Here is a 20,055-nt window from a genome sequence, read left to right on the forward strand (position 1 = left end):
ATATAATGAATTCAGAAGAGCGTGATCTGCTATTCGAGAGTGTAAATAAGTACCTTACCCATAGTTATAATTATTTCGATTTTCGCTTGGATGGAAGAGCTTCTAGCGAAAGCGTAATGAAAATGTATAAGGAAACCTGCGATTTAGGTTGGTCGGCTTTTTTGTTTTCTGAAGAAGTTGGCGGTTTCGGAGGGGCAGCAGTTGACATTGCTGACCTGTTTCACAAGTTTGGTAGCCATAGGGTAGTGACACCTTATTTGGAGAGCCAGATTACTGCGGGGGCTATTCTTTCTGGCATTGGGGGAAAGGGTAGTGCGGTATTAGGCGAGCTGATGGCGGGAAATATAACACTTTGTGTTTTAGGTAGCTCTGATCGTTATTCCGATAGCGGTGCTATCGTTTTAGATCTCGATAATTTAGGCGATCTTGTTTGTGATTATGGCGCTGTACCGTGGGCGCCTGTCGTCGATAAGTTGCTTTTGTTTGCCTCGAATAAAGGCGAAAACACTCTGTTGTTGGTTGATAGGCAAAGCTCTTTTGTTTCTGTGGAGCGTCGCATCGGTGTCGATGGGTCGCTCGTTGGTAGGGTGACGATTAATGGATTACGTAGAGAAAGCTGTGAAATTCTTGCCGAAGGAAGCGCGGTATCCGACATTGTGAAAATTGCGAGTCTTAAAACGAGCATTGCACTCTGCGCAGAAGCTGTGGGTGCGATGGAGTCGTTGCTTCGCCAAACGGTGGAGTACACGAAAACAAGAAAGCAGTTTGGTCAGCCAATTTCTAGTTTTCAAGTCCTTCAGCACATGATGGCGAATATGTTTATTGCGCAGACGACCTCTTCTGAAATGTTGAAAGGAATTGCATCAGAAATTTCCACCGATTCAGATTACCTTGCGTACGAAAGAGAGATCATGTTACTGAAGCATAAAATCAACAAAGAATCTAAGTTAGTCCGGCATTCAGCAGTGCAGTGTCATGGCGGCATTGCGACCACAGATGAACTGATGATCGGTCATTATTTAAAGCGGTTAGTGGTGATCGATAATTATTTTGGTGGGCCGCATGTAGATATGAATCGAATTAACCGTGAAGCGGCTTGAGCTAACAGCAGTGTCTATAAATAACGCGGTGGAAGTATAGCTCTGCATTATTGTCAAAAAGAACCTACTCACGAAAGAAAATTAACTTTTTCTGCACAAGAATAGAAACGTGGAACAACGGCTAAGACCTGGAAGAAGCCGGGGTAAATCGCTGAAATAACATACGCTAGATGTTTCTAGTCGAGCTGCTCTAAAATAGTATAAGCATGTATAAAATGGTTAGCTTAAAGGGGTTGTCTACCGAAAGGTAGAGACCAGAAGTTAACGCCGGTACGAAAAATAATTTTTAAAGCAGATAGCCGGCCTCATCAACTCAAGCTTGACTATGTTTTGGGGGGCACGCAAGACCGTCATGGCGGTGATTAAGCGGAACGTGGAATAAAGAAACCAGTTCGTGGCGACGGTGATTATTTAAAGCGTAGGGGTTGCCCATCAAAATTTTGCCTAAAGGGTTTATGAGCTAAATCCCATAGTAACTGGCGAGTGGCGGGAAGGAGATCATCCCGCCATAAAACAGCGTGCATAGCAGGAAAACGCGGAGATATAATGTGGTGACGAAACGTGAATTCGCAGTGATTGCTCGCATGAGCGGAGTTATGCACCCGAAGGCAAAACGCTCATTGTGAAATTGAATTCCGAACGGGTCTTTCCCAATATGATTTTTGCAATCACCAATAGGGGGGCTGCGCGGCATCAGGTTTACGAAGGCACTATGAATGCTGACCGGTTGATCGAGGTTCTCAAGTGAACGATCAAAACAGGAGCGCGTAAGTGTATCTAATTCTGGACAATTTTAGAGTACATCATGCCTCAGTTGTAAAAGCCTAGTTGGCAAAAATACGAGAACGACATTGAAATATTTTATTTGCCATACTATTCACCGGAATTGAATCCGGATGAATACTTTAATTGCTATCTCAAAGCGTGTGTTCGCAGTGGTATGCCGGCACGATCCAAAGTAAATCTGAAAGGCAATGTGCTTTCTCATATGAGGATGTTTCAAAAGAGACCTGCTTGGTCTACTTCCTACTTCAGGCACTCTTCAATTAAATATGCAGCGTGAAGAGCTATTTATCCGCCGGGTTAGTAAGTAGAAAAGCGAACGTCGAAGATAGTTCGGTAACGGATCTTTCGGCGCTAGGCGATAGCGGTAGTTGATAGGCCAATTTTTTTTGCAATGCTAATTAATGATTGGCCTGCTATGTCGATGTACCTACGTAAAGCTGAACAGAACTAGGCAGTTTTCTGGAGGAGAGTGTTCGCACTCTGGGGTCGCCTTCGTTATAGGCGTAAATCCTCTAATGTCGGCATCACGAAATTTTTTATATAAATGTACAGTTCATTTAGATTAAAAAATATTTATTTCATAGAGATGCAAGTCTGTGGGAAATTATATTTTATAATTTCGTGTCATACCGTTGTCACCTGAGTGGTGGTGCTGGGCAATTATGTTGGCCCGTAGTACATCCCCGATACTTATTTACATCATGATTATCGCTGTGCAGCGTATAGTAACAAGTAATGAGTAACATAATTACATGGCAGTATCAGACCTATTGGAAATTGTTTTCTGCCTTTGGGATATGTATGAAGGATAGTCGTACAGGATTTTTTTCTACAGTCTACATGATGTGCGTTCTCCTGTTCTATAGTGGGTTCGTCTATTCGTTCGACTGTGATTTGTCGGAATATTACAATCCGATTGAGGTGGGGAGTATTCAAGATAAATCGTGTTTTGTCGTTGGGGAAAGGCATCGTAAGCACTTGTCGGTACCGGTAATAGCTGAGTCAGAATCAACAATTTCCATTAGTTCTAAGCTCACTGGTTTTGTCAGTGAGATTTTCGTTAACGAAGGGGATAGAGTCACCAAAGGTGACGAGTTAGTTTTGATAGACGATCCAGTGCTCAATGATAGTTTGAGTGTGGCATACAAGAATCTTGTTGTGGCGAGAGGTAAGCATAAGAAGTCTAAAGCAAGCTTTAAGCGGATCGCCATTTTATTCCAAAATAAGTTGATCTCTAAAGAGGCGTACGAGGCGGCGGAGCTTGAGCATGATATATCTCTGGCCGAAATGGAAACAGCAGAAGAGCATTATAAATCCTCGAAGAAATCCAAGTCCTACAGCCTTATTCACGCGCCATATGACGGTTTTGTTCGATCCGTAGACGCTAGAGTTGGTCAGCTATCCCAATACGGCGAGGGACTCCTGGTATTAACGAAGATTGATGACTTAGTGCTGAAAGGGTGGGTGCCAGCGTCATTTATTGCTGATGTCGTTTTTGATGGGCCCGTTGAAGTGGATATTGCAGGCGACCGCTATTCTGCAGATGTTTTGTTTGTCTCTGATGAAATTAATACGAGGCACCAGTCTGTAGAGATTAAGCTAAAAACGACGTCGAAAATCACTGGGGGAATGAGTGGTATGTATGGCGAGGCGTTATTGAGTTTTCGGGACGACCGCCTAGGGGGGTATCTGATCCCTAAGGAGGCGATTGTTTTTCACGGGGGTATGTATGGCGTTTTTGTGGCAAGTGAACAGTCCCGCGTTAAGTTCAGATGGATTGACTCGGGTGACGAGTATAACGAGATGGTAGAGGTCATCTCAGGGTTAAGCGCCGGAGAGAAAATTATATTTTAAGCGGCCAGTTTCTAGAGCGTGCGGAGGAGTTTTCAATACTGCCTATTAAATATGATATCATTGCTGTCCCACAAATATTCATAGTAGGCAGAGCTGCACATGAATGACGTTGTTCATGTGCTCTGGCGGATCACCTCTCAGCAAAGGCAGTAACTCCCGGCGTTCGAATAAATTTAGCTGTAAAATTGGAATCATTTTCTGCGGCCTGAGATCAATTTGGCTGTTGAACTTAATCCAGGCCAGCAGCAAATAGGCACAAATGGCGATCCAAATCTGGGTCGTGACTGCGTATTTTTTGTGCAAAAAGGGATTTTATTTTGAGGTTTTCCTTGATGCATTTGAAGAGCAATTCGATTTGCCAGCGGGACTAATACATATTGGAAATGGCCTTGGCGGCAAGATGGAAATGATTGGTTAGAAACACATAGCGCTTGACGGTTTCAGGGTCGCGGAATCCGATCCGGCGCAAAGGAACAGAGCAAGACTTTGCCTTGGTGCCAGTGATGAGAATGGTCTGGTCGTAGCTCAGCCCTTTGGATTTGGTGATATCGCGGCGTTCATCAATACGGTACGTAGCATTACGTTTATGAAGAGTGACAAAGAAAATTCCTCGATCATTACAGGGCGTTAAACCAGGAATAATCTGTGTAGGCGCGATCCATGATCACAATGCTATCTGCAGGGAATTCAAGGATGGGACGGTAGTGACATCGTGCTTTTTATCATCGGTAATGCTGACGAAGCTGGAACGTATTCCATCATGATAGAGGCCAATATGGAGTTTTACCGCTCCGTTGGTTCGGCCGAATTTTAACCAAGGAAATACAGAAAGATACAGGTCAATAATCGTGGAGTAGAGGGAATACAGATTATTCCCGTAAGGAAACCCATGTTTGGCGCGAAGCCGTGTCAGCGGGAAGGCAGCTTGTGACACGGTGCCTTGTAAGGGGTATAGGGCTGACTCTCGTTTACGCGGGAAAGGGTGCTTCGGCTCAAATTGCCGGCGCTGAGGTGGTAGAGCCTTGCTGCCTGGGCCGACAGCTTGCTGACGATATCGCACAAGCAGGATCGGCCAGAAAGTTGTGCCAGGCTCAGTGCGACGAACTGAGACCGGCGCGATATTCTGCACAGTTTTTGGCCCTCGCGGTGTTGTTTGGTGAGAGTTTCAAATTCACACCCAAAGCACTTCGCGGGGCAGGCTCTGTCTCGATACCAGTTTTAGCGATTGAGAAAATACTGTGTTATGATGTGCCAAGGCTTGAATCTTCCTGTTATTACAGTGTTTGTTCGAAATTTCATCGTAACAAGCAGTTGAGGTTCAAGCCTTTTTTATGTCTGATTTATTAGGCAGCAATGTTATAAAGTATAAATATAAAACGTCTAAACGTATTTAGGTGTATTCGTGGCCAAGTTTGGGATTGCGTATTTAATTGCTAGTTTGTTCACTGACTCAAAGCTAACGCCAGTCGTTATTCTATGTGTTATTGCTGTCGGGGCGATAGCAATCGATTCTACGCCTAAAGAAGATAACCCACAAATCGTTGTCCCAGGGGCAAGAGTTATCATTGATTATCCTGGGGCGACAGCGGAAGAAGTCGAACAACTGGTGGTCAGACCAATCGAGAAATCTGTAAAACTGATTTCCGGAGTATCAGACTATTATTCAACGGCGTCACACTCTAGGGCTGAGTTTGCGATTTTTTTCGAAGTTGCTGAAGATCAGGAGGAAGCCTTGGTCAGGCTGCATGATCGCTTTGAGAAAATCTCACGGGTTTTGCCCGTCGGTGCCTCTCAACCAATTATTAGTAGCATTAATATTGCTGACGTCCCTATTATGACAATCACTATCTCGTCGAACGAGGTGGGGGAGGACCAGTTAAAGATAATGGCAGAGGCGCTTTTGGATGAACTTATGGTGATAGAAGATGTCTCCTCTGCCTATATTAAAGGCGGACTTAATGGCGATGTCATTGTCGAAGTTGATCCAGCTAAATTGCTAGCATCTAGAGTCGGACTTAAGCAGGTCGTCACGGCTGTGAAAGACGCCAGTGTTACGGTGCCTTTGGGTCCTGATTCGGTGGGTGATCTCAGCCACATGTATGTTTTTGGTGATGGGCTGACTTCCGTCGCGGAATTGGAGTCTGTTGCGGTGAGGGCATCAGCTGATAAGGGCGAGATATTATTAAGAGATGTCGCCAAAGTCAGTGATATGCCTGAAAAGTGGCGAGATACAATTTCATTGTTTGGCTTTGGAAAAGGCGAGCCGAACAAGAGTGAGTTAGCGCCACAGTTAATGCCGGCCCTTACTATTGCTATATCCAAAAAGCGGCAGGCGAACTCAGTAACGGTTTCGGAAGAAGTCAGAGCGCGGCTGGCGACGTTTGTTGCTGAGCATGACGCAGATATGATCTTCGCCGAAGTGACCAGAGATGATGGCTCGGTGGCAAGGGGGACATCCAATGAGTTGTTTCACCATCTTGCGATCGCGATAGCTGTCGTTTTTCTAATTACATATATGTTCCTCGGGTTTAAGGCCGCATGCGTAGTTGGCTTTACTGTACCGCTGGTGCTTGGTTTAACCATTGGTACGCTTAGTGTGATGGGCTTAACTCTTAACAGAGTGTCGCTTTTAGCGTTGATTATCGCATTGGGCATGCTGGTCGACGATGCGATTGTCGTTTTGGAGAACATATATACTGTCGGGGGAAGTAGTGGGAAACAGGAGAATAAGAAAAATATTGTGATTTATGCCGCGTCAGAAGTGGGTAATCCCACAAATATTGCGACTGTTGCCATTGTGATTGTATTTCTTTCCACACTTGTGGTCACTGATATGCCGGGGGAGTTCTTCTATCCGGTTTCCGTGGTGGTTCCTATCGCAATGCTGGCATCCCTCTTTATCGCGTATAGCGTTGTACCTTGGCTATCGTTTAAATTTTTGGATTTTTCTAAACACTCGGCGCCAATTGAAAGATACGCGGACAGTATCAACGCGGTATACAAGCGCATGCTGATGGCGTTGCTAGATAACGCGAGTGTTCGACGCAAATCCTTATATTTATCGGTCTTTTTGTTGTTGGGTGTAATGTTGATGCCCGGGTGGCAGTTCCTTCGGCCTACTGGTGTAGGCGGTGAGCCTCCGCCATTAGGTGTGTTGTTGCACTCTATGCCACAGATCGATACCAATACTCTGAATATAGTGATTGAGATACCTCCAAACCGGACGTTAATGTATTCACAGCAAGTAGCGCAGGAGGTTGCAGCGGAGTTGGCGAAAAAGGATTCGGTAACGAATTTTCAGATTTGGCTCGGTGAGTCGGGTGTTGAAGACTTCAATGGTATTCTGCGGGGCACCAGTTCTCGTGAAGGGCATAATATCGCTGAAATACGCGTTAATTTGCGGAATAAAAATACGCGGTCTTATACGTCAATGGATGTTGCGCGCGATCTGAGAGAGATGGTTTCCGAAATAGAAACAAAGTTTCCAAGTGTACTTATTAGGGTAGTTGAGGATCCCCCTGGGCCTCCTGCACGCGCTGGGCTGTTAGCCGAGTTGTACGGTGATAATAGCGAGGAGTTGCGGGAAATCGCTCTGGGTCTTGGCGATATGTTTCAGAACACCTGGGGTGTTATCGAGGTGTCTGATAGCGTGTTTGAAGATATTTATCAGTATACCTATAAGATTAATGAGCGAGCTCTACGGCGCTATGGTGTGAGTAGAACTGAGTTGTATTCGGTGCTGAACCTGGCGATTAACGGTGCCGATCTTGGCAGAATTATGAAGGATGGTGGTCGACAAGAAAGGCACATATTACTCAAATTTCCCTTTTCGTATGTTGATACATTGGTCCCGCTAGAAAGCTTAAAAGTTAGTGGGGCGGGTGGTGTCGAGGTGCCTCTCTCGGAATTGCTGACGTTAGAAAAGACGATATTGAGTCACCCAATCTTGCATAAGAACGGGTCGCCGGTCGCATACGTAACGGGAGAAATGGGCGAGTCGGTGCCGTTGTATGGCGTTTTGGATATCAGTAATAAAATGAAAGAAAAGGGGATAGGTTCCAACTTCCTCGTCAACGACGATATGGTCGTATCGTCACGTAACGACGGTTCCGCTAAAGCTGTAATCGTGTGGGAAGGCGCCTATGACCAAGTTATGCAAGCCTTTGGAGAAATGGCGCTAGCACTGCTTATTTCGCTTTTAATGGTTTATGTGTTGTTGGTTTATTACTACAAGTCGTTCGCGATACCTGTGATAGCAATGTTGGCGATTCCTTTTGCTTTGATTGGTGTGTTCCCAGCCCATTGGGCGTTTTCAGAACTTTTCACGTCGACGTCGATGGTGGGGGTTATTGCGCTCGCCGGTGTCGTGGTGAGAAATTCGCTTTTAATTTTTGATTTTGTGTTCCAGTCTTTGCGGAACGGGGGAGAGCTAAGGTCGGCGATAATCGACTGTACTGTAGCTCGACTCAGGCCGATCGTTCTTACTGCGGCATCGATATTCCTCGGTAGCGCAATTTTGATAAAGGACCCATTATTCAGTGGTTTGGGTCTTTCTCTTGTTTTCGGTACAGTAGCGTCAACGGTAATGTCGTTGTTTCTTACACCTGTTGTTTTATATTTCTACTTGAAAAGGCCGGAGGTGGGGAATGTTACATCTAACAGAGCTTCTGCATAATCTGCCACATTTGTGATAATTTATACGCTATTCGGTTTATTCGAAATTGTGTAACGTTCTGCAAATTTTCCAAAATAGTATCCATACTGAAACGGGACTGGGAAACCGCTGCTCTAATTTATTAAGGTGAAAGCGATGAGTTCAGAAATTAACCGGCAATGGTTGTTTGTTAAACGGCCAACCGGACCCGTAGATGAGAGCTGTTTCGAAAAAGTTGAGAGTGCGCTTCCGCAGCTCGACGATGGACAGGTTCTGTTTAAAAATCTATATTTTTCTTTCGACGCGTCTATGCGTACCTGGATGAATGACGGGCCTAATTATCTAGAGCCATTGAAGCTCGGTGAGCCCATGCGAAGCGTCACCCTGGCGGAAGTGGTGCAGTCGAAAAACTCTGAGTTCCCCATTGGCCGGAAAGTTATGGGGATGCACGCCTGGGAAGACTATAGTGTTTCAAATGGTGTGGGATTTTCCCAACTGTTGCCGGATCTGCCCGGCATACCGCCCAGTTATTTTCTTGGGGCGCTGGGGCCCACTGGTTATACAGCCTATTTTGGAATGATGGATATCGGTCAGCCCAAGAAGGGTGATTCAGTGTTGATTTCCGGTGCGGCAGGCGCCGTGGGTTCCATTGCTGGTCAGATCGCAAAAATCAATGGTTGCCGAGTTGTCGGTCTGGCGGGATCCGATGAAAAATGTCAATGGATTGAACAGGAGTGTGGTTACGATCGAGCAATTAACTACAAAACCTGCATGGATCTAACTGAAACCTTAAAGGAGCTGTTTCCCGATGGTATCGATATTTATTTTGATAATGTCGGTGGCCAGGTTCTGGACGCGGCATTAGCCAACCTTGCTCAATATGCAAGAATAGTGTCCTGTGGTGTTCTGTCAGGCTATGACACCGGCACTAATCCGTCTGTGCCGATAAAAAATATCTGGATGCTGTTGATACGGGAAGCGAAAATGCAGGGCTTTCTTATTTCCAGCTACATGCATCGAGCACAAGAAGCCGCGACCTATTTAGGTACGTACATCAATAGTGGCGAGATAGTGTTTAGAGAACATATGGAAGAGGGGTTTGATCGGGCCCCCCAGACATTGAAACTGCTCTATACCGGGAAAAACAACGGGAAACTTTTACTTAAACTATAGAAATTGAATACGTACTTTGGTCAATTAGTGCCCTTCACAGTCCTTCCTGTGTGGCCTAGAATTCGTCCGTTAACTGTGCTGCCAGGGCTTGGCCCTCAATGTCGATTCCTGAAATCCGATTTGCCACCGTGCTGATGCTACTATCTGGATGCAGTTCAGCGCTGCTTGCGGTGTAATTGCTTCTGAAGTCACGTGCAATAAATTTGGCTCAGCAGCTCCTATTGGGGAAAGAAAGCAGGCTTTTTTGTTTAAGAGTATGGTCGCCGTTGTTGTCGCTATCCAGGCAGTATCGGTATTAATCTGATGACATTGGGCACTACTATAACATCGATGCGGCTCCATGTCCGGCAAGAGTCTACGAAGTGCCCTCTGGTTTGTCTTATCGTAAGCGCTCAACAAACCCCACCGTTGCGTTCAGTCGTTTTCTAATCGCCCATCGATCACGGACGACGGCGTGGCATCCTTGACCGCCGAGAGCAGGTGCGGTGAGACATTCCAGCGCTGCCCGCTGTCCGTCACCACGGTTACCGTCTTGCGATTGAATTTCATAATGGTCGCGAGGACCCGGTCGCCCTGCGGGGAGCTGAAGCTGACCCGAGCGCCGGGGTGGAACTGCATCATCGACTGGTGTGCGTGCATCGATTCCAGCATCTTCAGGCGCTCAACAATACGCTGGTTCAACGCCATCAGTTCGTCGGCATCGAGATGATCGATGTCGATTTTCATCACCCGTTTCATGAGGCCACCTTCACTACCTCGGGAGCCTTTGTAGGCATCTGCCATGGCAGTAACGCTTCGATGTCTTCAAGGCCTTGTGCTCGGGGCAATTCAGTAAACACCCGCTTCAGGTAAGCAAAGGGTTCCAGGCCATTCGCCTTGGCCGTTTCAATCAGACTGTACAGGTTCGCACTGGCGGTGGCGCCCGAGGTCGAGGCGCTGAACAGCCAGTTCTTGCGCCCCACCACGAAGGGGCGGATCGCGTTCTCTGCCGGATTATTGTCTATGCCGAGCCGACCGTCCTGCGTGTAGACGGTCAGTTTGCTCCAGTTCTTCTCCAGATAGCTCAGAGCCTTGCCCAGTAATCCTTTGGGCAGAGTAGTATGCAGGGTTTTGTCCAGCCAGACGCGGATGGCTTGGAGCTGGGGAACGCTCTCCTGCTGACGCAGGGTGTAGCGCGCTTCCGGCGACAGGGTCTCTGCCCGCTTCTCGATCGCGTAGAGCTTGGCGATCATGCTCACCGCCATATCGACCTTACCTGCCTTCTTCTGCTTGCCGACGGCCTTCTGCGCTTCCACAAACTTGCGGCGGGCATGTGCCCAACAGCCCAGCTGGGTAATACCCGCTTGGGCGCAGGCCCCGTTGTACCCCGCATAGTCATCGGTCTGCACATAGCCCTGGTAGCCCATCAACAGCTGCTGGGCCACCTCTCCCCGGCGACTGTCAGCATAATGGTAAAGTTTAGTGGTTTGCGTGGGCGGCCCGCCGACCCGCACCCACATATAGGAGTGGCTCTGAGCCTCCTTACCCGGCTCCTTCAACACCTGCACGGTGGTTTCATCGCACCGCAGTACCGGATAGCTTAACAAGTGATCCTGCAACAGATTGATCAGCGGCTGTGCCAACTGGCCCGCCTTGACCATCCACAGCGCTAAGGTATGGCGGGGGAGATCGATATCGCTGCGCCCGAGAATACCCTCCTGCCGGTACAGCGGCAGTGCATCCTGGTATTTGGCAACAGCGATGTGGGCCAGCAAGCCCGGGCTGGCCTTGCTCTTGGGAATCGGCTGCGGCGGCAGTGGTGCAGTACTGACGTTGCCTTCGCACTGTTTGCAGGCATACTTTTTACGAACGTTCACCAGTACCTGAACCTTGGCCGGAATGATGTCCAGCTGTTCGCTGGTGTCTTCGCCAATACAGTCACGCACACAACCACAGGTGCAGACTTTGTCGGCGTCGGGCAGGTCATGTTCAATGCGAATGCGGGGCAGGTCTGCCGGAAGCGGCTTGCGGCCGGGCTTGGCTTTACGGGGAGCCGCTTCTCGCTGAGCTGGCGCTGCCGACTCAAGCGCTTCGGCTTCCGACGCCGACTCCATCATGTCGATCAACTCGGCCTCGTTAAATAACTCAGCCTGCTGGTCGCTCTTCTCACTGCTCGACCCAAAGCGCTTTTGCTTGAACAAGCGAATCTGTTCTTCAAGCAGGTGGATGCGCTGCTCCTTCTTCAGAAGCAGAGTCTTCAGTGCATCGATATCGTCAGGCAGGGACTGTGGAGAAGGCGCTGTCATAGCGCCCTATTATACTGGAGGGAGCTCAGGATACCGAGTCAAAATGCAGGGTTTGATGGGGCCGCTGGGCCCAGATATCAAAGCCGTCGAGCAGATAATTCAAATCGCGGCCATCGCGCTGCTCATACAAGAAGGCTGATTCCCGTGGCCAGCGGAAACGCTGCTTCTCAAGGCGCTTGTACCAGAGCACAAAGCCATTGCGCTCCCAGTACAGCATTTTGATCTTGTCTCGTCCCCGATTGCAGAAGACGAACAGCGCTTCTGACATCGGGGAGAGCGCCAGTTCACTCTCAACGAGCAGGGCCAGCCCATCAATGGACTTGCGCATGTCTACGGGCTCCAGGTACAAATAGACCTGAACGCTCGGCGACGGGCGAAGCATCACGCTGACTCCCGCAACGCCCGGAGCACGGTTGGCAGCAATTCGGCCAGTGCGTGAGCGGGCAACTCGAGGCGTATGCCATGGGGTAAACCGAGCACCAAGCGATCGCTTGTCACCGGGGGCGACAGTGGCATGAACTTCCGGCGCTTTTTATTAGCCCGTGTGCGCCAGTAGGCGAAGTTCGACGGCTTGAGGTCATGCTGTTTGCAATACTCGATCTGAGACAGGCCGCTGGCTTCCCAGGCGATGAAGTGCGCTTGCCAGAATTGCTCTTTGGATGAGGTAGGTTCAGTGCTCATAGGATGCTCCAGGTCAGGAAAATCCGGAGCGTAGCCAAGTCGCGGCAGAAAATTTAGATGGGGTTTATTGAGCGCTTACGATTTGGGCATGATTTACCTCGAAGAGGGCTCCAATAATAATCCGTAATAATGATATTTTAACGGATTATTAGCATAGGAGTGAGGTTTCAAAGGAAAAATGGGCTCAATAGAGCCTTCTTTATATATCAGTCCAGATCTTCCTTGCCCTCAGGCTTCATGTTCAACCAGTCACGATCTTCCTGATTTAGCCCGAAATCGTCGGTAACGCCGGATTCCGAATTAAAAAAGGCATCCCATGGACCGGTTTTAGCGAGCGAGCCGTTTGGATCGAGAGATTTTTCAAAGAAAGCGCGAACGGATGCCCAATCTGGAAACTCATTGCTACCAAAGAGAATTAACGAACCCTCAAAACTCTCTTGGCCTTTGCCTGACGCCATATCGTCAATCAGGTAATGGCCTTTGTTGAGATTTTTGTGCGGTGTGATGATGAGGTTTTCCACCACGGATAAACCCAGGTACTTTTCGACCCAGTCGCGCTTTTCGGAATAACAATGAGAGTTATGGACTGACGGCGCCGTCAGAATATAAACATCCGTTTCAGGGTGGTCATCTAGCCACCGGTAGGTCTCGATCGCGCCGGGCAGCGGATTCATTCCTATATACATGCCAGGTTGGCTTTGCGGAAACTCCAGGCCAGGAAACAGATTTTGCTGTTTAGCCCATGCTTCCTCGTAGTCACACAGAACGTGATCCATATCCACGTAAATGACGGTTTCATTTCTATAAGACACGTTTTTTCCTCGGGATATGAATAAGTATGCCTAGACAAAGTACCATAATTTCAATGAGTTACATAATTCTATGGAAGATCGGAACCGTATATGTCGAAACACCCTTTTAAGACCTTTAATGGCATGTCTCGGTAAATCCATATGTTCGCATAATATATATTATGTTAAATAAGATAAAGGGGCATGCAGCGATCAACCAGGGAGGCTCCCAAGGGTGCCCCCTTTTCGTCTCCCGTAGTGTTGGTCTTATGACCAAGATCGGTATGCTTAGATTTCCAGCTTTCCACCGCTATAGACCGGAAAGACGTTGGCGTCCCCGTAATCGGTGATGGGTTCGATGTTTTTTAGGTGTTCCATGTCTTCATCGGAGATCACGAAATCGACATCGGCATTGCTTTTCATATGACTCGGGTTTGCCGTTTTCGGTATCGGCAGTAATCCCAGCTGCAAGGTGTAACGGATGCCAAGCTGTGGGATTGAAACGCCGTACTTTTCTGCTACCGCGGCAACCTCAGCATTTTTCAGCAGTTGGCCGTGGCCTATTGGAGAATACGCTTCTACCACAATCCCCTGGCTCTGGTTGTGCTTAATCAGAGCATGGGGTGTGTTGCCGATATGGGCGAGAATCTGGTTCACCATTGGTTTCACTGTGCAGTTTTCTACCAGCGTATCAATATCCTGCTCCTGAAAATTGGATACCCCAATCGCTTTCAACTTTCCGGCCTTGTAGGCGTCTTCCAGCGCCCGCCAGGCCTGTTGATTTCCACTGTAGTAACGATCCTTTTCACCGAATTCTGTCCACGGCTGGGGGCTGTGGATGATCATCAGGTCGATATAGTCCAGCCCCATTTTTTCCAGGGATTGGTTGATTGAGGTCACAGCCTCCTCATAGGATTTAATGCCGGCGTCGAGCTTGGTCGTCACGAATACCTCTTTGCGCTCAATGCCGCAGCTGCGGATTCCCTCTCCTACACCGGCTTCGTTGCCGTAGGCCTGTGCGGTGTCAATATGGCGGTAGCCGAGTGAAACGGCCTCTCGTACAGCTTCTGCCGCGCTTTCTTCGGGGATAAACCAGGTGCCAAGCCCCAGTTTGGGAATAGATAGGTTGTTGGGGAGTGTATAGCTCTCGTCTAAAATCATGATTCATTCTCCTGAGTTATTTGCTCGATGGTGACCGAAACCGGGACGCTTCCTTTGAGTGTCTCAACGCCCTCCTTTATCCGCCCCAATTTCACTAGGCCCTCGGAGTAAGCAAAATCGCGGTAAAAAATCGCCAAGTTGCCCCAGGGGGCGTAGTAAGTCAGGTCGCCTTCCTCCGGCTTGAAGCCTTCCGGGGCACCCTGAGTCGATAGGGGCTCAGGAAGATCGCTGACTTTCTCGGTACCGTTAAAATCCGTTAGTGTCAGCGTGAGCGGCAGGAGGGCCAAAAAATCCCGTGCTGGGACGCTGTTATTCAGCGTGGCGGTGAGCGCCGAATCGGGCAAGGAGATGCGGATTGTTGTCATTGCTGTTTCCGTGTCAGCTCTGTTCAGGCCGTGATAAAAGCTCATCGTTAGCGCCAGAATGACCCTCAATGTCGCCCGTGGCGGAACAAGCGATGGGCGCACGTTCAGGGAATACACTGTGGCGAGCCGTTGTACTGTTCATCGGTGACTGGCTCGAACCAGTCGACATTCTTGCCGTCGAGCATTTCTTGCACAGCAATGTGGCTCATTCCCGTATTGGCTGTAGCGCCGTGCCAGTGTTTGTGGCCGGGTGGGCACCAGATGGTATCGCCGGCGTTGACCTCAACTCGCTGCTCTCCATCGCACTGGGTCCAGCCTTTGCCGGCGGTGACGATAAGCAATTGTCCCAGAGGATGGCTGTGCCAATTGGTGCGGGCGCCGGGCTCGAAAGTGACCACTGCAGAGGTGATCCGAGATGGCGCCTTAACCTCCATATGGATAGGATCGATACGGACATGACCGGTAAAGTAGTCCGCTGCTCCAGATATAGCGGCTTGTGTACCGTTGCGTTTCAAAATCATACGCTGCTCCCCTCCTCGGTCGGTGTCGACAAGTCACTACTGCCAGGTTACACCTGTCGCTTAGCGGGCATTTATGGCGAGCCGACTAATTCGGTAGTACTAGTTCACGTCTGATGGTGTGTATTTTCCCGGAGAAAATCAAAAATCGTTAGAGCGATCCCCTGATTTTCTTGCCTGATTCTATGGAGGAGAGTCATTGGTGGGAGAAGCCGTCGGGTTCAGCTGATGCCTGAAAATAGTTTTTCACTTCATTGCCTTACCCTAGAACTCTTAAGTCTGCCGACTGATGAGACTGCTCAGTCCACTGGGCGCCTCAATTGCCTTCCTTGTCACTTTGGAGAGAACCCCAAGTGGCCTCAAACTCATTGCGCGTAATCTGGCCGTCGTTGTCTACATCCAACTGTTCAAATTTCTTTTGAACCCGGTGTGCTTGTTTTACTTCTAGCTTGCTCAGGACTTTGTCGCCATTTCTATCCATTGAGATAAATGCGGCGTTTTCAGCTCGCTGCTCTGGATCAAGACGTTCATTGGGGGCGTAACGACCGTCCGGGTCCCGGCCGATATCACTGCCTAATGGCGCGGCTATAGCGGCTGCGCTCAATATCAATGTAGTGCCCAAAGTAGTGCCTATACCTGTAATAGTTCGCATATATGCCTCCTTCCATTATGCCCATCGGTCACCGCTGGACCATGGATCTGCAATCCAAAAAGACAACCTTGGAAAGCGGTTGACCAAGCGTGTATTGCTGGCTGGCGGTATTTTGCTCACTACGGATTACAAGCCAAGCCATAGAGCAGCACCAACCGAGCAGTAGAGCAGTACGGCAATCAGCGCTAACAAACCGTCGCGAAACAGCAATGAAAGGCCAAACATAGTCAATACCAGCCCTGCTGCGCCGGCGGAGAACGGCACCAGTTCCATTAATGGTGTCGATAGGGACATTACTAGGCAAATGATGGCGATAACTACCGAACCTGTGCGATCGGTCAGAGGTGTTAATCGTGGCTTTACTAACCTGTCGATATAACTAGCCGGATTTTTCAAACATCGCAAAGCTTTGGCCACGGCTTGTTGATTAAACGAGCGCCGCATTAACCACTTAGGAAAATAAAAATACCGGCGCCCCAGTAATAATTGCAGCGCAACCAAAATTATCAATGCTGACAAAGTAGTTGGTGCTCCCGGTATGGCACCCAAGGGAGATAAAATAGTCAGCCCTACCACCACTAGCAGTGGACCAAAGGTACGGCGTCCTACCGTATCGACTAACAAACCAACCGACACGCGCTCTTCCCTATTGATCGAGGTCTGGAGCCGGACCAGTAGTTCCCTCAAATTTTTGGGTTCAGCTTCCATTGATCGGTATCCAGCTCCAAAAATGCCGTTTGCTGTCGAGCCAGTTGCTACAAGTGCTAATGCCAGGCATTGAGGGCCCCAAGCGGCAAACCTCGATTGCCACCGCTGGTTTCGCAAATGAGATAGACGCTACCAGATCAATACTCACTACTCAGTGAGCTGCCGGCCGGCACCGGAGTTGCGGACCAATACGCGCACTTGCCGTGTAGCGGACAGCGCCACTCTGGTGCCATGCCCAGCAAGCCATAGCAACTGAAGGCGACAAAAAGTTAAGAGCTAATAATCTTTGCGGCTTCGCCGCTCAGCTCAACTTTATTGTGGCGCGCGATGTCGCCAAGGCTGATAACCCCGGCCAGTCGCTTCTCGTTGGGGTTATTAAGTACGAGCAGTCTATAAGTATGCTGTTTTTGCATGCTTTCTGCCGCCTCTTCCAAGCTGTCATTTTGGTAGCAGTACAAAACCCCGTGGGTTTCAATATCCTTCGCCTTGGTAGCGTGTGGATCCATGCCTTCGGCGACGGCGCGAACCGCAATGTCGCGATCCGTGATAATACCTTGTAGCTTTTGCTGATTTTCATCAGCAATTGGCATAAAGCCGGTATTTAGATCGCGCATTTTCTTTGCCGCATCTTCCAGGTTCGCTTCTGCTAAAAGATATTCTGCATTTTCAGTCATTGCTTGATGTACTTGCATCATTTGTCTCCTTCGTCATCACCAGAAAAATACCAAAGGAATTTATGCCACGTACTAGTACGGACAGGGCGACTTCGATTGAGTTCATCGCTGTATTTCTTGGATTTAAATAACAGAGAACACCACTGAAAAGCGGCCTTTGCTGTGCTTTTCCGGTATCGAAGAGAAAAGGCTTAAAGCGACTCGCTCAGTTCTTGCTGACTCTCTGACGGGGAATCTTTAGCAAATTGGTCTCTACCGCGTTGAAAGGAGGATCAACGCGGTATTGTCTTATGTGAGGAGCGTGTTGTAAGTGACGGTGTGGGTTGCTAGAAGAAAAACTCGATCTGTCCGTAACCGGCAAAGGAATTGTCGTATCCCTGGGCGCCCGGTGCGTCTTCCATAAAGCGCTGGCGAATTAAATACGCGGCGCCAAACTGCAGCTTTATGCTATCGGTGGGACTGGCTCGCAGACGAGCCTCCAGCTGGCTACCGGCGTGGCGGCCGGAACTTCCCGTGCTGTCCTGTAGTTTGGCGCCCCGCAAACGATCGCTGTCATCAGCCAGGAAAATCTCACGGTAGGCGATGAAACCATTAACCCGAGGATAGCGGAAGCTGAGTCCCAGCCAGGGGGTGATAATGTTTTCACGAGTGAAGGCACCATAGACCCGCGCCGGCGGGCCAAAATCTGAGCTGGTGGAGCCGTACAGGCGGTCAAAACGGTTGTTCTCACCGTCGGAGGGGCTTTGGTCTCCGCTGGCGTAATCGAGGTTAAAAAACACCCGATTAAACCCTCGGTCCGCGTATTGGTAGCCGCTGTGAAGTGTTGCCATCCAGGCCCTGTGGTCGAGCCGCGTGGGATCAGAGCTGCTGAGTTTGGATTTACCGTGCTGGTAAACGATGTCGATGTCGTGGTCCAGTTGCCCGGTTTCCGGCTTGCGCAACCACTGTACACCGAGGTTGACTAGCTCGCGCTGCCGAGTGGCATTGCGGTGCTCGTCATCTTCATTTAGCCCCAAAACATACCCGCGCAGCGTGGATGCTTCCAGGGCCTGCTCCAAACCCAGTCCCCATAGGTGGGTGTGTTCCAAACGGCGGTCCAGGCTGCGCTCGTTGTTGTCGATGGCGTTGCGGTCGGAGGGCCGCCGACGCATAGGATAGAGAAAGAAAGCGTCGAATGAGCGGTCAGTGTGATTCAGCTGGCTGTAAACACCGACAAAACTGTGGGGTGCATTGCTGTCGTTGCTGCGGCTCAAAAGTCGGCGACTCATAAAATCGGCGGTCATTCTGCCCGCGCTGATTTGGCGCATTTCGCCGGCGTCACCTTTGCTCCGCCAAGAGATGTAAGCCTGCAGGGGCTCCAGTGTGTTGACGTCACTGTTGCCAATTGGTGTAGAAGCGTCGTCCAGCCAGCTGCGGGCATCCAGGAGTTCAGCGGTCGCGCCCCAATTACCCTCATTTATGCTGCCTTTTAACAACAGCCGCGTCAGGCCCAATTGATCAGAGCCCTGCCGACCGGCAGCCACCACATCGGTGACCCCTTCAGCCTTTATCCTAAACCGGCCGGACAGCTCAGTAGTGACGGCGTTTGTCCAGGGAGCTACAGTGCACAATACTGCGATCAGCGCCACAAGTGGCAAGCGAGAGAGATTCATAAAAATTTTAAAAACAATGCGTCAGGATTGTTATCTACAGTACAAGATAAGGATGTAACAATAATGTAACGCAAGTGTAACAAAAGTATTTTGAGCAAACACTTTTTTCATTTGGGTCCTCGGCCCGATTATCTATCCTCTCCTAATCTTTCTCGGGGGTAAGGGCGTCCACTTTCTGCTCGATACGCTTTAGGTTGATGGCCAGGGCGCTCAGGGTGGCATCGGGGTGGTCTGACTCCCACTGTGAAGCGCCCTCCTCGTCTATCACGCCGACAATGACGCCGATGACCATATTTAAAAAGGCAAAGGCGCTCAGGCAGATAAACAGCACGTAGTAAGCCCAGCTCCAACCATAGACCGCCATGGTTTCGTACATGACGTCGGTCCAATCCTCAAAGGTCATCACCCGGAAAAGCGTCAGCATACTGACCCCGATATCCTCCCACAGTGTCGGGTTGATATCGGCAAACAGTGTAGAGCCGGCGGCGGCGAAGATATAAAACACGATAAACATCAACAGCATCAGATAACCGAGCCTGGGCAGTGCCCGCAGCAGGGAGTTGATCAGCATGCGCAGCTCGGGAACGATGGAGACCATCCGCAACACCCGAAATACGCGAATTAGGCGCCCCACCATGGCGGCATCTGCATCGGGAATCGGCACAATGCTGACCAGCACGATTAGCGACTCGAAGATATTCCAGCCACTGCGGAAAAAATCCCTCTTGCGGGGCTCGGCCAAGAAGCGAATGCTGATCTCCACCAAAAAAAACAGCGTGACGGCAATATCGAGGGCAGACAACAGCCGCGATACAGTGGGCGACACATCAAAGGTCTTGGCCCCCACGACCACCGCAGACAGAATGATGACGGCGATAACAAACCACTCAAAGCCGCGATTGGCACTGAGTCGCTGCAATTTGTGGTGAAATCCGGAAATGGATGCGGAGTGCATGCTGGGGCCTCAAGGCTGGGTTTAGGGCAATGTTGGGGCCCCAGCA

18 protein-coding genes and 2 pseudogenes are annotated in these 20,055 nt (G+C 49.5%); 6 read left to right on the forward strand and 14 right to left on the reverse strand.

What is annotated here, in order from left to right:
* The first annotated feature begins 5 nt into the window (after positions 1 to 5).
* The 4 genes and pseudogenes from I6N98_RS09115 to I6N98_RS09130 all read left to right on the forward strand — a co-directional run bounded on the left by I6N98_RS09115 (position 6) and on the right by I6N98_RS09130 (position 4,158).
* Positions 6 to 1,100 carry an acyl-CoA dehydrogenase family protein gene (locus I6N98_RS09115; protein WP_198571451.1) on the forward strand — a complete coding sequence of 365 codons (1,095 nt, stop codon included), beginning with the start codon at positions 6 to 8 and terminating at the stop codon, positions 1,098 to 1,100.
* A gap of 847 nt (positions 1,101 to 1,947) precedes the next feature.
* A pseudogene (locus tag I6N98_RS18810) lies at positions 1,948 to 2,163 on the forward strand (transposase); the annotation flags it as partial.
* Between the two features lie 458 nt (positions 2,164 to 2,621).
* The gene (locus tag I6N98_RS09125) at positions 2,622 to 3,740 is read left to right on the forward strand and encodes an efflux RND transporter periplasmic adaptor subunit (RefSeq protein WP_198571453.1); all 1,119 of its coding nucleotides are present in this window, start codon (positions 2,622 to 2,624) and stop codon (positions 3,738 to 3,740) included.
* 259 nt (positions 3,741 to 3,999) lie between these two features.
* Positions 4,000 to 4,158 (forward strand): hypothetical protein, encoded by a 159-nt coding sequence (locus I6N98_RS09130; protein ID WP_198571454.1) that lies wholly within the window; start codon positions 4,000 to 4,002, stop codon positions 4,156 to 4,158.
* 491 nt (positions 4,159 to 4,649) lie between these two features.
* On the opposite strand, the pseudogene I6N98_RS18815 reads toward I6N98_RS09130, so the two are convergent.
* Positions 4,650 to 4,901: pseudogene (locus I6N98_RS18815) on the reverse strand (DUF4372 domain-containing protein); the annotation flags it as partial.
* Between the two features lie 241 nt (positions 4,902 to 5,142).
* Here I6N98_RS18815 and I6N98_RS09140 point away from each other — a divergent pair.
* Together I6N98_RS09140 and I6N98_RS09145 are read left to right on the forward strand one after the other, a co-directional pair.
* Positions 5,143 to 8,415 (forward strand): efflux RND transporter permease subunit, encoded by a 3,273-nt coding sequence (locus I6N98_RS09140; protein WP_198571455.1) that lies wholly within the window; start codon positions 5,143 to 5,145, stop codon positions 8,413 to 8,415.
* 135 nt (positions 8,416 to 8,550) lie between these two features.
* Entirely contained in the window at positions 8,551 to 9,567 is a 1,017-nt protein-coding gene (locus tag I6N98_RS09145) for an NADP-dependent oxidoreductase (RefSeq protein ID WP_198571456.1), read from the forward strand.
* Between the two features lie 414 nt (positions 9,568 to 9,981).
* Here the strand turns inward: I6N98_RS09145 and I6N98_RS09150 are convergent, their stop codons facing one another.
* From I6N98_RS09150 to I6N98_RS09210, 13 genes are all read right to left on the reverse strand, one after another.
* Complete coding sequence (locus I6N98_RS09150; RefSeq protein WP_232787388.1) at positions 9,982 to 10,305, reverse strand: hypothetical protein; 324 nt, start codon at positions 10,303 to 10,305, stop codon at positions 9,982 to 9,984.
* Complete coding sequence (gene tnpC / locus I6N98_RS09155) at positions 10,302 to 11,852, reverse strand: IS66 family transposase (RefSeq protein WP_198569505.1); 1,551 nt, start codon at positions 11,850 to 11,852, stop codon at positions 10,302 to 10,304. The genes I6N98_RS09150 and tnpC overlap by 4 nt, the downstream gene beginning before the upstream one ends.
* Before the next feature lie 25 nt (positions 11,853 to 11,877).
* A complete protein-coding gene (gene tnpB, locus I6N98_RS09160; RefSeq protein ID WP_232787526.1) occupies positions 11,878 to 12,234 on the reverse strand; it encodes an IS66 family insertion sequence element accessory protein TnpB in 357 nt (118 codons plus the stop codon).
* A complete protein-coding gene (gene tnpA, locus I6N98_RS09165; protein WP_198569507.1) occupies positions 12,234 to 12,533 on the reverse strand; it encodes an IS66 family insertion sequence element accessory protein TnpA in 300 nt (99 codons plus the stop codon). Before tnpA ends, tnpB begins: the two co-directional genes overlap by 1 nt.
* Positions 12,534 to 12,739: 206 nt before the next feature.
* The gene (locus I6N98_RS09170) at positions 12,740 to 13,345 is read right to left on the reverse strand and encodes a 5' nucleotidase, NT5C type (protein WP_232787520.1); all 606 of its coding nucleotides are present in this window, start codon (positions 13,343 to 13,345) and stop codon (positions 12,740 to 12,742) included.
* Positions 13,346 to 13,612: 267 nt separating this feature from the next.
* Positions 13,613 to 14,485, reverse strand: a complete 873-nt coding sequence (locus I6N98_RS09175) for an aldo/keto reductase (protein ID WP_198571457.1) — start codon at positions 14,483 to 14,485, stop codon at positions 13,613 to 13,615.
* Positions 14,482 to 14,895 carry a cyclophilin-like fold protein gene (locus I6N98_RS09180; RefSeq protein WP_198571458.1) on the reverse strand — a complete coding sequence of 138 codons (414 nt, stop codon included), beginning with the start codon at positions 14,893 to 14,895 and terminating at the stop codon, positions 14,482 to 14,484. Before I6N98_RS09180 ends, I6N98_RS09175 begins: the two co-directional genes overlap by 4 nt.
* A 59-nt stretch (positions 14,896 to 14,954) precedes the next feature.
* Entirely contained in the window at positions 14,955 to 15,371 is a 417-nt protein-coding gene (locus tag I6N98_RS09185; RefSeq protein WP_198571459.1) for a (R)-mandelonitrile lyase, read from the reverse strand.
* A 313-nt stretch (positions 15,372 to 15,684) separates the two neighbouring features.
* Positions 15,685 to 16,020 (reverse strand): EF-hand domain-containing protein, encoded by a 336-nt coding sequence (locus I6N98_RS09190; RefSeq protein WP_198571460.1) that lies wholly within the window; start codon positions 16,018 to 16,020, stop codon positions 15,685 to 15,687.
* Positions 16,021 to 16,146: 126 nt separating this feature from the next.
* The gene (locus I6N98_RS09195) at positions 16,147 to 16,728 is read right to left on the reverse strand and encodes an exopolysaccharide biosynthesis protein (protein WP_198571461.1); all 582 of its coding nucleotides are present in this window, start codon (positions 16,726 to 16,728) and stop codon (positions 16,147 to 16,149) included.
* Between the two features lie 269 nt (positions 16,729 to 16,997).
* Positions 16,998 to 17,423, reverse strand: coding sequence for a CBS domain-containing protein (locus tag I6N98_RS09200; protein WP_232787521.1), 426 nt, complete (start codon positions 17,421 to 17,423; stop codon positions 16,998 to 17,000).
* 305 nt (positions 17,424 to 17,728) lie between these two features.
* Positions 17,729 to 19,054 carry an alginate export family protein gene (locus I6N98_RS09205; protein ID WP_198571462.1) on the reverse strand — a complete coding sequence of 442 codons (1,326 nt, stop codon included), beginning with the start codon at positions 19,052 to 19,054 and terminating at the stop codon, positions 17,729 to 17,731.
* Between the two features lie 142 nt (positions 19,055 to 19,196).
* On the reverse strand, positions 19,197 to 20,009 hold the full coding sequence (locus I6N98_RS09210; RefSeq protein ID WP_198571463.1) for an ion transporter: 813 nt from the start codon (positions 20,007 to 20,009) through the stop codon (positions 19,197 to 19,199).
* Between the last annotated feature and the right edge of the window lie 46 nt (positions 20,010 to 20,055).

Source organism: Spongiibacter nanhainus (genome assembly GCF_016132545.1).
Lineage (GTDB): Bacteria > Pseudomonadota > Gammaproteobacteria > Pseudomonadales > Spongiibacteraceae > Spongiibacter > Spongiibacter nanhainus.

Coding starts and splice junctions, on each gene's coding strand:
- I6N98_RS09145 (WP_198571456.1), top strand. CDS start 8,551: ATGAGTTCAGAAATTAACCGGCAATGGTTGTTTGTTAAACGGCCAACC.
- I6N98_RS09130 (WP_198571454.1), top strand. CDS start 4,000: ATGGCGATCCAAATCTGGGTCGTGACTGCGTATTTTTTGTGCAAAAAG.
- I6N98_RS09150 (WP_232787388.1), bottom strand. CDS start 10,305: ATGAAACGGGTGATGAAAATCGACATCGATCATCTCGATGCCGACGAA.
- tnpB (WP_232787526.1), bottom strand. CDS start 12,234: ATGCTTCGCCCGTCGCCGAGCGTTCAGGTCTATTTGTACCTGGAGCCC.
- I6N98_RS09200 (WP_232787521.1), bottom strand. CDS start 17,423: ATGATGCAAGTACATCAAGCAATGACTGAAAATGCAGAATATCTTTTA.
- I6N98_RS09210 (WP_198571463.1), bottom strand. CDS start 20,009: ATGCACTCCGCATCCATTTCCGGATTTCACCACAAATTGCAGCGACTC.
- I6N98_RS09205 (WP_198571462.1), bottom strand. CDS start 19,054: ATGAATCTCTCTCGCTTGCCACTTGTGGCGCTGATCGCAGTATTGTGC.
- I6N98_RS09180 (WP_198571458.1), bottom strand. CDS start 14,895: ATGAGCTTTTATCACGGCCTGAACAGAGCTGACACGGAAACAGCAATG.
- I6N98_RS09185 (WP_198571459.1), bottom strand. CDS start 15,371: ATGATTTTGAAACGCAACGGTACACAAGCCGCTATATCTGGAGCAGCG.
- tnpC (WP_198569505.1), bottom strand. CDS start 11,852: ATGACAGCGCCTTCTCCACAGTCCCTGCCTGACGATATCGATGCACTG.
- I6N98_RS09115 (WP_198571451.1), top strand. CDS start 6: ATGAATTCAGAAGAGCGTGATCTGCTATTCGAGAGTGTAAATAAGTAC.
- tnpA (WP_198569507.1), bottom strand. CDS start 12,533: ATGAGCACTGAACCTACCTCATCCAAAGAGCAATTCTGGCAAGCGCAC.
- I6N98_RS09125 (WP_198571453.1), top strand. CDS start 2,622: ATGAGTAACATAATTACATGGCAGTATCAGACCTATTGGAAATTGTTT.
- I6N98_RS09175 (WP_198571457.1), bottom strand. CDS start 14,485: ATGATTTTAGACGAGAGCTATACACTCCCCAACAACCTATCTATTCCC.
- I6N98_RS09190 (WP_198571460.1), bottom strand. CDS start 16,020: ATGCGAACTATTACAGGTATAGGCACTACTTTGGGCACTACATTGATA.
- I6N98_RS09195 (WP_198571461.1), bottom strand. CDS start 16,728: ATGGAAGCTGAACCCAAAAATTTGAGGGAACTACTGGTCCGGCTCCAG.